At 32.9% G+C, this 14,672-nt stretch carries 10 protein-coding genes; 1 reads left to right on the forward strand and 9 read right to left on the reverse strand.

Going from position 1 to position 14,672, the window contains the following annotated elements; translation table 11 throughout:
• Positions 1–5: 5 nt before the first annotated feature.
• The 3 genes from D1816_RS16075 to D1816_RS16085 all read right to left on the reverse strand — a co-directional run bounded on the left by D1816_RS16075 (position 6) and on the right by D1816_RS16085 (position 2,696).
• Entirely contained in the window at positions 6–1,058 is a 1,053-nt protein-coding gene (locus tag D1816_RS16075) for a glycosyltransferase family 9 protein (protein WP_233565203.1), read from the reverse strand.
• Positions 1,045–1,653: a DUF4254 domain-containing protein gene (locus D1816_RS16080; protein ID WP_118504128.1), complete on the reverse strand. Its 609-nt coding sequence runs from the start codon at positions 1,651–1,653 to the stop codon at positions 1,045–1,047. The genes D1816_RS16075 and D1816_RS16080 overlap by 14 nt, the downstream gene beginning before the upstream one ends.
• Before the next feature lie 182 nt (positions 1,654–1,835).
• Positions 1,836–2,696, reverse strand: coding sequence for a DUF6427 family protein (locus D1816_RS16085; protein ID WP_147405004.1), 861 nt, complete (start codon positions 2,694–2,696; stop codon positions 1,836–1,838).
• A gap of 187 nt (positions 2,697–2,883) precedes the next feature.
• Between D1816_RS16085 and D1816_RS16090 the strand changes: the two genes are divergently transcribed.
• Positions 2,884–3,120, forward strand: coding sequence for a uracil phosphoribosyltransferase (locus D1816_RS16090; protein ID WP_066312283.1), 237 nt, complete (start codon positions 2,884–2,886; stop codon positions 3,118–3,120).
• Between the two features lie 82 nt (positions 3,121–3,202).
• On the opposite strand, the gene purD is transcribed toward D1816_RS16090, so the two are convergent.
• The 6 genes from purD to D1816_RS16120 all read right to left on the reverse strand — a co-directional run bounded on the left by purD (position 3,203) and on the right by D1816_RS16120 (position 14,652).
• Complete coding sequence (gene purD / locus D1816_RS16095; RefSeq protein WP_066312286.1) at positions 3,203–4,474, reverse strand: phosphoribosylamine--glycine ligase; 1,272 nt, start codon at positions 4,472–4,474, stop codon at positions 3,203–3,205.
• Between the two features lie 303 nt (positions 4,475–4,777).
• A complete protein-coding gene (locus tag D1816_RS16100) occupies positions 4,778–5,659 on the reverse strand; it encodes a hypothetical protein (RefSeq protein ID WP_118504132.1) in 882 nt (293 codons plus the stop codon).
• Between the two features lie 324 nt (positions 5,660–5,983).
• Positions 5,984–6,565 (reverse strand): HEAT repeat domain-containing protein, encoded by a 582-nt coding sequence (locus D1816_RS16105; RefSeq protein WP_118504134.1) that lies wholly within the window; start codon positions 6,563–6,565, stop codon positions 5,984–5,986.
• A gap of 11 nt (positions 6,566–6,576) precedes the next feature.
• The gene (locus D1816_RS16110) at positions 6,577–13,149 is read right to left on the reverse strand and encodes a putative toxin (protein ID WP_118504136.1); all 6,573 of its coding nucleotides are present in this window, start codon (positions 13,147–13,149) and stop codon (positions 6,577–6,579) included.
• A gap of 14 nt (positions 13,150–13,163) precedes the next feature.
• The gene (locus D1816_RS16115) at positions 13,164–13,622 is read right to left on the reverse strand and encodes a T9SS type A sorting domain-containing protein (protein ID WP_118504138.1); all 459 of its coding nucleotides are present in this window, start codon (positions 13,620–13,622) and stop codon (positions 13,164–13,166) included.
• Positions 13,612–14,652, reverse strand: coding sequence for a tail fiber protein (locus D1816_RS16120; protein WP_118504140.1), 1,041 nt, complete (start codon positions 14,650–14,652; stop codon positions 13,612–13,614). The genes D1816_RS16115 and D1816_RS16120 overlap by 11 nt, the downstream gene beginning before the upstream one ends.
• Positions 14,653–14,672: the final 20 nt, after the last annotated feature.

Below are 14,672 nucleotides of genomic sequence, written 5' to 3' on the forward strand. Positions count from 1 at the left end.
ATTGGTTATATCAATGCATTAATTGTATTAATAACTGTTTCGGGTTTTATACTATCCATTACTTTTTCATATCCCGGCGGAAATTTATTGCCATAAATTGAAGTAGGAATTTGATCATACTTTGCAAGATTAGGTAAGATTGCATTTTCTATCGGCTGCCCAAAAGGCATAAAACCTGCAAAAGGATGTGTAACTCCCCAAAGCGTGATTGTTGGTACACCATACATTGCTGCTAAATGAGCATTACCACTATCCATAGATAGCATTGTATCCAAATTACCTATCAATTTTAGCTCTTCTTCAAAAGATAGTTTGCCCACTATATTGGTTACGTTTTTGTATTTACTATCGATATTATTAAGGATGTCTGCTTCTTTTTTTCCGCCACCAAATAGGAAAATTTCAAACTGATCCCCTTTGTCCAAGGCATCTATAACCTCAACCATATATTCTAAAGGATATGTTTTACTTTCATATTGCGCAAAGGGAGCAATACCCAACCATTTTTTTGTAGATTGTTGGGTTAGTTCTATAATATTAGAAGTAAGTGATTGCTTTTTAGGAAATTCATGATCATTAAGATCGATAGGATATCCTAATTCTTTAAAAACATCGGCATAGCGCTGGTGTGTGGTTTTTAATTGCTTAAATGCTTTATTTACTGGCCTGGTTAATGCTTTTTTTTCTGATCTTCCTTTATCAACCTGAACAACTTTTGTTCCTTTAAAAGAAAACAATGTTTTTAATACGTTTGATCGCAATACATTATGTAAGTCTGCAACAGCAGTAATACCAAGTTTTTGAAGTTCGTTTTGCAATCTTGTAAGTCCAAAAATTCCCTTATGTTTCCCTTCAACATCCGCATGATATACCTCTAGATTATCTATATCAACAAATATTGGTGCGAAAAACTTTCTGGTGAGTACTGTTAATTTTACATCAGGATATGCCGCCCTAAAAACGCGTAATACAGGAACGGCCATTGCAACATCACCCATGGCCGACAAACGAATTACAAGAACGTTCGTTTCAGATGTTTCAGAATTACTTTTCGCCACGCAATACGGGGTTTAGTTCATCATCATTATACATTTTCATCTGTTTATAAACTTTCATATACTTATCACCTTTCTCTATATCACTTAACAGTGTATCAATAGCCGTAGAAAGATCAACTCTTTGTTCTAATAATACATTAAGTTTTGTCTGACAAGCGGCTTTATGTTCTTCACTTGCCCCTTCTCTAACTGTTTCCTCGTGCATATGATATACTTTTAGGGCTAAAATAGAAAGTCTATCTACTCCCCAAGCTGGGCTCTCTGTATTGATAGTCGCATTAGCTTTCGCTTCTACATCCTTATATTGTTCTAAAAAATAACTATCAATATACTCAACCATATCTGTTCGATCCTGATTAGAAGCATCAATTTTTCTCTTTAAAGTTAGTGCAGCTACAGGGTCAATTTCTGGATCACGAATGATATCTTCATAATGCCATTGTACCGTATCTATCCAACATTTTCGATACAATAAATGTTCTAATACCTGAGATTTTTGATCATATGGGTTGGTAAATTCCTGATCTACGCTATCAATTACATGATATGTATCTATAACTTCTTTAAAAATAATATTTGCTTTATCGGTAAACATGCATGTTGTTTTTAATATGTACTTCTATTTTTCTTTACTATATCCTTCAAAACGATTTCAAGCTCATTTTCTGATTCTAATTCTAGAAACTAATGACTATATAGTATTACTTAAGGGCTACAAAGGTATTATATTTTGTATTAGTAAAGGCATCTAATTAGTATCGCTTTTTCAAATCAAAATCAGAACAATAAAATTGTAAACGGAAGTAATGCAAATACCCAAATATTAATTTCTTTGGCAAGCCAATGATACTCCATCTCCAGATATGTCGATCCCATGATAGCAAGTGGTACAGTAATAAAAAACAATTCTGAAGTATTCTTTTGTTCTGAAATCATCATCACAGCAATGGCAATTACCAGATAGGCTATAATTAACTTTAGTATTGGTTTAACGTTCGTCTTTCTTCGACTAAATTTAATAATATAAATCCCTAGAAAAAAGACAATGCATATTGTCAATATTCCTACAGAAAACAATTGACTTTTGCCAATATAACTCTGAAATGATAATGAAAAAGGCGCTATATAATCCCATATTGAAAAAAAAGAATCATATACCAACAAGGTGTAACAGTTTGCAAAAACAAAGACTGTGCATAACCCAAGCCCTGGAATCATCCAGTTTCGATAGTTTTTAGGTTCAAAATAGAATATTGCTAAAAATAATAGAAGTATAAATCCGATACTCCAAAAATGCGCTACAGAGGCAATCCCTATACACAGTGAAGCATTAAACAAGTTTGCTTTTATAAATTTTCCGTTTCTAAGTTCTAACAAACTTCTTAATCCAAGCAGAATAAATGCGCTGGACACAAGCATATGAATATTTGTTAGCCCATTAGGCAACATACTCGTAAAGAATGCATACAATACTATTGTGTACGTTCCTTTTTCTGTGAGCCCTCCTGTTTGAGTAATAAAATTAAGCATAATCATGGGTAATACATAGAACAAAATCCCAATCGAAAACAAAATTATGCTATAAATTTCTGAATCAAAACCTCGCACATAATGCGCCAAAGTATATAGTAAACTCATATACAGAGCTACAACAATATAATTAATAGGTTTAGATTTACTAAAAAAGCTTGATAACACTAGTATTTTTTATATTTTTGCAACAAACTATACCATCGTATGGTTTTGTTATATTGAAGAACTAATTTATATAAGGGTTTAAGATACTATTTTTAGGCTTTTTATAACCCAATCATATCGTGAAATTATGAAAGAATTTTTTGAAGCTATACAATCTCTTTTTGTAGATGGATTATTTTTACCGTTTGATGCATTAAGAGCATTAGAATTAGAAAGCTGGACAATGGCTAATGTTATTAACTGGTTATTTATGGCTATTGGTTTTGTAGCCTTTCTATATTGGATGAAAGAATTGAAAAAGTTTAATGATAATAATGAAGAAAATAGAGATCCTAAGGCACACTCTTTTTTAAAGCCTGACTAAATTTTTATTTCTTTTTATATAAAATTATAAAAGCCACATATTAAAAAATATGTGGCTTTTATTATACTTTACTTTTAAAGTATTACAAATCAAAACCAAGATCTTTTCTGTAATACATTTTATCAAAGTGTAGTTTTTTAATATTATCGTATGATTTTTTTAAAGCGTCTTTAAAATTATCATCAAATGAAGTTACCGCTATTACCCTGCCGCCGTTTGTTACTACTTTATCTCCATCTAGTTTTGTTCCTGCATGAAAAACTATAGATTCTGTAATAGTATCAACACCCGTGATTTCTTTTCCTTTTTCATATGCTTCAGGATATCCACCAGAAACTGTCATTACTGTTGTAGCTGTTCTAGGATCAATTTCGAGATTGGCTTTATCCAAAGTTTGCTCAGCAACATGCTTGAATAATGTTACCAAATCAGTTTTTACTCTTGGTAACACTGCTTCTGTTTCTGGATCACCCATACGCACATTATATTCAATAACTTTTGGATCATCTCCTACTTTTATCAATCCGATAAAAATAAAGCCTTTATAATCGATATTTTCTTTTGCCAAACCTTCTACAGTTGGTTTAACAATTTGATTTTCGATCTTATCCATAAAGACGTTATCTGCAAATGGCACTGGTGAGATTGCTCCCATACCTCCTGTGTTAAGACCAGTATCTCCTTCACCAATACGCTTATAATCTTTGGCCGTAGGTAAGGTTAAGTAATTTTCACCATCGGTTAACACAAATACACTAAGCTCGATACCATCAAGAAACTCTTCGATTACAACTTTTTCACTTGCCGCACCAAATTTCTTATTGGTGAGCATATTTTCAAGTTCAGTCTTAGCTTCGTTGATATCTTGTAAAATCAAAACTCCTTTTCCGGCAGCTAAACCATCTGCTTTAAGTACATATGGTGCAGAAAGTGTTTCTAAGAATTTTTTTCCTTGGTCTACTGTTTCTGCCGTAAAACTTTGATATGCTGCTGTGGGTATATTATGTCTAATTAAGAATTCTTTTGCATATTCTTTACTTCCTTCTAATCTAGCGCCTTCTTTTGAAGGTCCTATCACTGCAATGTTTGTTAATTCCTCGTCTTTTGCAAAGTAATCACTAATCCCTTGCACCAAAGGATCTTCGGGACCTACAACGACCATTTCTATATTTTTGCTAAGTACTAGTTCTTTAATGGCATCAAAATCGGTAACCGATATAGGCACATTGGTTGCTATAGCAGCAGTACCCGCATTACCGGGTGCTACAAATAGTTGATCACAAAGTTCACTTTCTACAATTTTATAGGCAAATGTATGTTCTCTTCCTCCAGATCCGAGTACTAAAATATTCATGATTGAGTATTGCTTAAATTTTTATGGCATCAAAAATAGTGTATTCGTTTTGGTATCACTACTTCTTTGTCTTAAAAACTTGAGTTCTAACGTAACATTTTTCGGAATTAATATTGTAATACCGCAGTTATATCATCTTGTCGTAGAATTAATATGGATACTCATAGTAAGGTTCTAATGGGTTTTGAAGTTAAAAAAAAAGCTAGATCTTAATGACCTAGCTGTTTTAAATCGATACCCTTTTTATAGTTCTTATCAGCTAGGGTTTAGCAAATAATATATCCGTCTGTAACTGTTATTGGATTACAGATAAAAACGTAATCCTGCCGAGATATTAATTCTTGACAATCCTTCTCTATCTCCCGTAGTGTCGACCAGATCAATAGTAGTAACAGCACCATTTTCTTCTACTTCTAATTCATCTAAAGCACCAGTAGTCCACGAAGTCAAAAATTCGAGAGCCATATAATCAGTAAGCCCTATATCATATCCTAAATCAACCGATACTCCAATCGTATCTCCTGTGGTTTTAGACAAACGATTTCCGATTGTTTGTTCGTCTTTATAACTAATATAACCAGCTGCGGTACTAAGTAAAAGAGTGTGTTTTTTATTTTTAGATAAGAGCCTTGTCATTAGTGATGGGCCTATAAAATTAATAGAAACTTTATTTTCAAGCCCTCGGCCTACGTCTCCATTGGGAAAAGAAGCTACTAAATTATTTTCTTTTGCGGTACTATAAAAAGAGTTGAATTTTAAACCTAGACCTAAGCGTTCTTTTAGAAAGTAATGCGCATCTAATCCAAAATTTACTCCTGATTTTAATTTTTTAACATGTTTTTTTAAGGTTTCATCCTGGATCCCTGATATTTTGGCCGTTCTAAAAGCAAAACCTGCATTTGTTCCAACATGTAATCGTTTACCTTTATAATTTGATTCTAATTTTGCTTTTGAAGGTATTCCTGAAGTTTTGTAAAAATTCTTCTCGTAAACTTCTATTTCTGAAAGTGGAAGCAATGTTTTTTTAAGGTTGCCATTTTTCATATATCGAAAGTTTACTTTACCTTCTTTAATTTTAGTGATTTTGGCATTGATACTGTCATTTTGTGAAGTAATTATTAAATCTTGCGCGTTGATATGCTGCATAAACACAATCATCATTGTGCTAATCATAATTTTTCTCATAGGTTTTAAGTAAGGTTGTTATTTATTGTTAAGACACAAACCTATTCAATTGTAGTTTCATTTTTTGAAACTGGAATTATAAATGTTATAGGAATTTTTAATATTGTAAAAAGAATAAGTAGAAGTGTAAAACAACTTACACTTCTACTTCATAAACACCTATTCTCAATTGTATTTTTTTGATTAAAGTCCTATCTATAGTGTTATTAAACTATATTATATCTGCAGAACTAGTCTGCACACTTTAGAATACTATGAATAATAAAAAAAACAGTCATATTTTTAACTAATATGACTGTTTTACCTGCAACTTGAATTTATAATTTAAAGTTTTATTTTTTTCAAAATTTTTTCAGCTTCTTTAGCAACTACTTTATTATCACTATTTAATAAAGAGTTAATTTCATTAACAGCAGCTTGACATTTTAATTTACCTAGTGCTTTAAGAGCATGTAGAGTTAATCCTTTTTCTTTCAAAGATTGTATTAAAACCTCTTCAGATTTTTTTCCTTTAATTTTTCCAAGTGCCAAAACAAACATTTGTCTTGCATTACCTTTAGTTTTATCACTAATTATTTTAATTAAATCATCTTTATCTTTAGGCTCTACAATTACATGAATAGTGTTTCCAATCGCCCAGTTTAAAATAAACTCATCATCTGCGGTCGCTTCATAAAGTTCAAATAACACTTTATTTGCTATACCCTTTGCTTCCTTTACCGCCAATGCTCTAACAATACCTTCTATAATATTTGAATTAAAACTTAACTTTTTATTCAATAATTCGATTAATATCGGAATAGCCTTAGGATATTTTTCCTTAGTATTTACTAAATCATAAATACTATTTATAGAAATACCCACAGCTAGTAATCTTTCTTTAATGATATTCTCGTCATTTATCATAATTAATTAATTTACAGTCCTGGAATATTTCTTCTAATAATATATCCATTTTCTATTAACCTCTTTAGAGGAGTTGAAAAGGTTGTTGTTGGTCGTGTATGCAAAATAAAGCTTTTTCCCGTTTGTTCTGAAAATAAATGAAAATCTTTAAGTTGTCTAGTCAAACTCAAATGTTTAACATTTTTGACTTCATGTAATGAAAAGTTATTTAACTTATCTGGGATCCTATACTGTGCAGTTTCGGTTAGAGATGGAATACGTGCTTTAAATCCTGTTGTTCCAACTGCTTGTTCTCCTTGAATCCCTAATTGTCTAGCCTCTAAAAGTGGATCGTCAACCGCCTGTAAATTTAAATTTCCACTAAATTTTCCATCAGGTGCAGTATTTATAGTCGGTCCTTTAGAATCTGGTGTAGGAGCATTACTTTTTGGTAGATTAGAAGAAACTTCAGGCTTTGAAGGTTTAGTAGTTTCAATTCCATTGGGCTTTAATGTGCTAACGTTAGAAACACTAGGGTTAGGAGCTCTACCATTCCAAATATTATGACCTTTTGGAGTTGTTACACCGCCAACAACACCGCCAATAACAGCACCACCAATGGCACCACTAATAGCACCTTTCTGTAGGCCTTCCCAGAAGTCCCCACTACCACCTGGAAGTAGACTCATAAATCCACCTGAAATAGCTCCAGAAGCCAAACCACCTACAGCACCGGAGATAGCTCCACCAATGACTCCTCCTACCGTTAGTACGGATGCTACACCAGCAGTTACTGCGGCTCCTACACCGCCGGAGACGCCGCCTATAATGGCGCCTCCTACTACGCCTAACCACGTACTACCACTACTCCAGTTCCATTTTATAGGATTCCAATTGCCACCATTAGCCTGAACACCTCCAAAATAAGCACCTGCAACTGCACCAATTACTATAGCCGTAATAAAAATAAACTCGCCACTAGCATCATTAAACATTAAGGGATTGTTCCACACATATCCATATCTATTAAAACTTTTTGTACTATAGGGTTCTTGTATGAAGTTATCAGGGGATAAGAATCTTCCGAGTTGGGCATCATACATTCGCCCGTTCATATGTATCAAATTTACCGTAAAGAAATGTTCATGACCAGTGTATCCTCTACTAAGTAGTGAATTATGTGTAAACGAATTTATATTACCTATGCCCCAAAACTTATCTATAGTACCCCAGGCACCAAATTGACGTTTTTCTACTACTTGACCACTATCATTACTGATTGCCAAGATGCTTCCCAAATAATCTCTATGCAAATAATGGAATTCGTTTATTGTACTATTAACTGTTTTTTTGATATGCACTATGGGAGCTGTATAAGCATCACCCATGACATAAGTCATAAATTTGTAACTGTTATCCTGACTATCATGTACAATTTCTACTGGAGCAATTGATGAATATTGTTTGTGATATCTGCGCTCCAATTTATCTTCGTCTAATCCACCATACCAAGCATTACTACGATTCATCATTGGGCCATATTCAAAGCTTACACGGCCATTGCCGGCTTCATGAATTTCTATTGGTTTTTTAAATGCATTGTAGGTAATTTGTTGCGGTGAATGTTGCTCATAATATTGCTCTCCTTCGTTATTTAAATTGATTTCTCTTAACCTGTACCTACTACTTGTTTGGTATTTATAAGTTCCTACATCAGAATTACCGGTAATTCTTCCTAATGGATCATAGGTTTGAGTTTTAGATACTGCACCAGTAATTGTAGTTAAACGATCTTGACTATCATGACCAAAATTTTCTTGCCAATTAAAACTATGATTCTTTCTGTTATTTAATATACCTCTTGCCGCATTAAATACATACGTAGTGTGCATCGCAACAACATTTGTATCATCATGAACGTCCAAAACCTTCTTTACCAACCCATAAGCATCATATTCGCGATTTTTTGTAATTCCATTTCCAAGTTCAATAGTAAGTGCTTGCGCTCTTTCAGTTTCTTCAACCAATTTCCACAGTGATTTTCCAGAAACCGCATCTAGCACTTCTTTTTTAATTCCTGCAGCATCATATATATTTCGGGTTGTTATAGAACTTTCTGCTCCTCCTGCAGAGGAAATAACTTTTTCTGTATTTGCCCTACCATAAGCATCATACGTATAACTCTTTTCGAATCTGGCAGACCCTATATTCTCTATAACTTTAGATGGTCTTTGTTGTGCATCGTATGTATAATTATAAGAATATGACTTATTAAAGAAATTATCTTGAGCACTAATAGAATTTATTAACCTGGTACTAGTATTGTAAGAATAGTTAAGATCCAGAGAAGTATTTTCTCCTTCAATTGTTTTCTTTGTGACCTTACCAAAACCATTATATTCATAAGATGTTGCCCCTCTTGGTGTAGTTTCTTTCAAAAGTTCACCCATAATATTATAGCTATAAGTATATGTGCCAGCAGATGGGTCATTCATTCTAATTTTTCTTCCCCAACCATCTATATCTACAGTTACTTTATGTCCCCCATAGTTTGCGGATTTTAAAACTCCATTAGCATAATACGTATAGGCAATAGTTCCTCCTAGATCTGTAACCTCTGCTATATTTCCAACTGCATCTTTAGTAGTTGTTACTGTTCTTGTTCCATCATTGACTGTGACTGATAAACCATTGTATGTAGTATTGATAGTTTTTCCTGTAGCTAAGCCGTTACTTATTAATCTTCCATATTTATCATAGGCTATATTATTCCATAAAGATGGTGCTGTAAAATATGGTTCACTCTCACGAATTGTTCTACCTAATACATCATGTTCAGTATTTTTAGACACCCATTTGTTATTTAAGCTTAAAACACTTTTCTTCACTTCCCATCCAAATACATTCATAAACCTTTTTTCATCTTTATCCTGTGGATAATCTGTAAGTACTGACATAAAGATATTACCTGATTCTTTTATATAAGTAGTGTAGGTGTTTTTATTCAGGTAATTTGTTTGTTGAATTAAGCGATTCCAACCATCATATATGTAAGTCATTTTCTGATTATATGGATTCGTTTCTGAAAGAACATTACCCTTACTAGTATCATAAGAAAATGTGTTTTCTAACCCTTCAACATCAACAGATTTTGTCATAAATCGACCACTAGAATCATATTCATAAGTTTCTCCTCTACTATTTATACCCAATCCTGATAAAGTTTTAGAAATAACATTACCAAAGTTATCATAAACCAATGTCTCTGTTAACCAATCTGTATTATGCCCTTTTTTCTTCATTGTAGTAGGAAGATTATTTGTGTAATCATAGTCTTCCTGAGTACTAAATGTATTTCCATACAATGTCGAACTATCTACCTTTTTATCAATTCTACCTATATAATAGTTCTGATCATAGGCACTGCTGTTGTGCAAATAAGAATACGTTTCTGTATTGGATCCACCAGAAAAGATAGTTTTTATTGTAAGTGGATTATTATATTGATCATAAGTGTACGTCTCGGTACTTGTAAGATCTAGTAGATCATCACTAGTAATTATTTTTGTTGGTACTATACTAAATACTTTATCATTTGATATTGATGATGTGTAGGTATATTGTGACCTATTTATATAATTACTACTTGATGTTGAATATGAAGATAGTGATGTCCATTCTTCTTCTAATGCTCCTCTAAGTTGAGGATTATGTTTAGCAATATTCCAAATATTCGATACTCCACTACCATCCCAATTTGTACTTTTAAAAGTTCTAAACCCTAAGAAACCTAGTCCCTGTGCATGCATCGTTGCATTTTCGTACATAAACTGCTTTCTCCGTTCTACTCCAGAACCACTTTCTTCTATTTCTGTTACTACTTTAAAAGAAGGAGCAACTTCAATATTGATATATGGGTATTGATCTGGATACGTGTTATTATAAGGTCCATAACCATCATTTCTTTCTAATGTACTGTATTCAATTTTTTGTGTAAGTCCACTATTTGTAATCGAATTAAGTTGTATATCAGTTTGATGATCTTTGGTAAACTTGTATGCAAAAAGACTATTAACTCCCAAATATCCATATGCTGGAGATCCATTACTTTGATTAATATCTAAAAATATAGGAATCCCGAATTTATGATTGCCTTGATTTCTAAAAGTCCTATTGGACGTTGATGTAAAAGAAACTGTATTATCATTTTCTCCAAATGTATTTGTATACTGAATTATTCTATCAAATGAACGATCATAAGCTCCAAATGGCGTAACGACTTTATGCTTTAAAATATCTGTTTTCCCATCTCTATTAAAATCTTGATTGATATAATGAAACTCTATAAATGGATCGGCAATACCTTCTTCAACTCTCCCTGGCTCTCTGATTGATGTATTTTTCTCATATTTTACACCAATATCTTTGTTATAAGAATAAAATGAAACTCCGTTAGCTGTAAAAAACCTCCAAACAGATGAGTTTTCTGCCGTTGGGGTTGCAAAATCGATTTTACTATCTCCATTAAAGTCTCCTAAAAGTTTTGGCGTCTTAGTATCAATCTTGTTATCACTATAGTCAACTAATTTCACTAGATTATTGTTTTTATCTAATGAATAGACCTGTAATCTCTTATTTCCAAAGTGAAACAAATCGGATTTTCCATCTCCATTAAAATCTCCTACACTAAGTTCCCCTGCATCCTTAATAGAATGTTTAAGGGTTCCCGCAAGCTTCGAAAAATTTGAGGTTGCAGAAGGATTAAGGTTTATAAAATGAACTTTGGGATCTCGTCTTGTAATAGGGTAGCATTCTACATATGGTCGATCATCGTATGGATCCCATTCTTCAATGCATTCTTCTCCATTTTGATATGGTTTTTGAATCGCTAGCACATCCATAATCCCATCTCCATTAAAATCTCCAGAAATGTAAGCTCTTGGGATTTGTTTTCGTTTAGAGATGTCTATAGCACCATTAAAGGTGTTCCCTGATTTGGTATGAAAACCTGGTTTTAAAGTCACTGCATGCGAAGCAGAATACGTTACATTCGAACTATTGTATATTCTATTCGTAGCATTGATATAATCGTCTTTGTACGTTCTAGAAAGCCCATTTATATCTGCAGATATGCTTCGCACTCTTGGTTCTTCATCTCTAATTTCTATAAATGTAGGTGCTTGCCAAGTCTTATCATATCCACCAAACCCAGAAGGGATTACTGCTCGAACTCTAAATTTAACTTGAGAAGTCGAAGTATTTGATGATTTTGATTCGTTAATCAAAACAAATGAATTACCACTTAAAACCTTATTTTGATGATTTACAAAAGAGCCCGTTATAATCTCATCAAAATCTACATTATATGTTGCTCCTATTGTAGTTCCTTGTCCATAGTTACTACTATCAAAAAACCTATCGTAAACTGTAATTTTATCTTTTTTCTTTCTATCATAGGTAATAAAATCCATTTTCCCATCCCCGTTAAAATCCCCAGTAGCAAGATTATGATCTTTTGCGGAAATTCCAGGAAAAATGTCATATGGCTCATCAAATAAGGTAAGTAACCCATTATATGTTGTGTTATAATTGAAAGTAATTGGAGCAAAAGATTTTCCTTCACTATTAAATTCTTGAATACGATACAATCGTTGATACCCCAAATTAGTAGTGGTATGAGTTAGTTTATATTCCCTAAATATTTTACTTGATCCGTACACACGGATATTGTCTAAAACCTTTGTTCTCTTAAAAGTCTGCCCACCTATATAAGATAATTCTGGTCTACTTCTGTTTTTATATGAAAACGAGATTATATTGGGTGAAGTAGTACCTGTTCTAGAGCCGTAAGCAATATCCTTGATTCTAATTAGAGAATTTGAATAAGAATATGTATACTTTATAAAATTACCTTGAGCATCTTCTAATCTATTAATTGCCCATTCTAACTGTCCTCTAGAATTATCGCCATTTCCATACCAAGCACGAGAACCGTTTGGATAATACACTATAAAATAAGAAGGGCCATATTGAGCTCCAAATGGACTTGTTCCATATCCTTTAATTTTTACATTAGAAAAATTCTCAGTTTGGTATTCTGAATTAGCAACTCCATAACTACCGGATTTTAATAACAAACGTTGACCATCTAAAGCAAATCGATCTTTATTATCAAAATCTACCGGGTCTATTTCTCCATCATGATATTTGGTTGAAGCTACTCTAGTAATTGTTGATAGACCCGAAATGTTCCATCCCCATCCAGCTATTCCATTTGCTGATTGACTATTGAAAGTTAATTCGACGTTAGGTACAACATCTTTAATTCCTGGTGGAATTGCAATAGGAATTCTATAGGTAGCCGCTCCTGTTGGAGTAACTGTTAAATCACCAGGTGTAGCTCCTGCTTCAGTACCATTTAATGAAGAAGATTTAGAAGTAACACTTTCACTGCTTGATATTATAGCTTTGGTTATTGGTTTACTTGCTTTAAGTATAGTATAATCGCCATCGACTGGATCATATTGAACCCCAGTTTGTTGCGCATTAGAGGTCATTAAAACCGCTAGACAAAAGATTATTGAAAAATATTTGTGAAGTTGCATATCTAGTTTACTTATTACTTTTTAATAATTTTTTTCGTTAGAGAGTTTCCGTCGGTAAGAAGGAATCTTACCACATACAGGCCATCTGGCCATGAGGACAAGTCTATTTTAGCCTGATGGTTTCCTGGTGTATATTTTACATTATATACCTTAGAAGCCACATCAATCAATATGATTTCTTTGATTGTACTACTATATTCTTGATTCCAATTGATTGTTAAAAGTCCTTTGGTAGGATTTGGAAACACCGCTATACTTTTGTCAAATTCTGTAAGCTCGCTTATCTCCTCTTGGATCTCTTCTTTGATTTCTTCCTCTGGAGCTGTTTGTCTTTTGGTATTACAATCTCCATCTTTACAATATTCTCTCTTTACTTGATTACCTGCCGTATCATAAGTAAACACTAACTTAGATTGCGAAAATCCGAGTGTTGTAATTAGAAAAATTGATATCCTAAGTATGTTATTCTTCATTTGTTGATGTGTTAAGTAAATTCTCAATTATTTTTTCAAGATCTTTAACTCTTTGAGCCAATGATGTATTTTGCTGTTGTTGTTCTTTAAGTGTTTTTATTTCTTTTTCTTGTGCTATGGTATATAAGGTTAACTCTTCTATTTTTTCAAGTAGTTTCATATTCATCGCTCCTAGTTCGATACCATTATTCTCCATAACTTCTGCAGACGGAATATTTGGTAAATGACCTTTTTCTTTGATGTGCTGTTGAACCTCATCGATCGTTAATAACTCATATTCTTTTTTGAACACATAATCTGGTGCAGGCACGCTTAGATCTATCTTTACCTCCTCGGCATGAATTTTTCCTTTTACAGTAAGTCTAGCATCTGGAGTTGCAGTACCAATACCTACATTACCATTAGCGATAATTCTCATGCGCTCATAAAACCCGCTATCATTTCCTTGATTATGAAGCCTAGTTTTAAATACTAAACCTCCTTGATATGTACTTGAATTATTACTTCTTTCATCAACTCCAAGAATTTTGGCTAAACCTATATTGGTAGAAAATTCGATACTAGGACCACTATTTTTCTTAAAAACAGCACCTTGATTCTTTAGTTTTAACATAGCTGCATTTCCTAAATCTTCGGATTTACTTAGTTCTAATAATACATTAGGATTGTTTGTTCCAATACCAATATTACCATTGGATGTAATTCTCATGCGTTCATAAAATCCACTATCATTCCCTTGGGTATGAAGCCTAGTTTTAAATACTAAACCCCCTTGATATGTACTTGAATTATTACTTCTTTCATCAACTCCGGCGATCTTTCCTAATCCGATATTGGTTGCAAACTCAATAGCAGGACCATTATTTCCGTCATAGACACCATTATTTGTTTTCAATTTTAATAGTGAATAAGGTTTTTGGGGTTGTGATATATTTTTATTAATAGTTAATATTCCATTAACCGTTTCATCTTGTGCCTTTGCAGTAAGTACAATTGTGAATACAATAATTACTAATATTACTTTTTTCATTTTCTTAATATAGTTTATGA

It is taken from the genome of Aquimarina sp. AD10, from assembly GCF_003443715.1.
Taxonomy (GTDB): Bacteria; Bacteroidota; Bacteroidia; order Flavobacteriales; family Flavobacteriaceae; genus Aquimarina; species Aquimarina aggregata.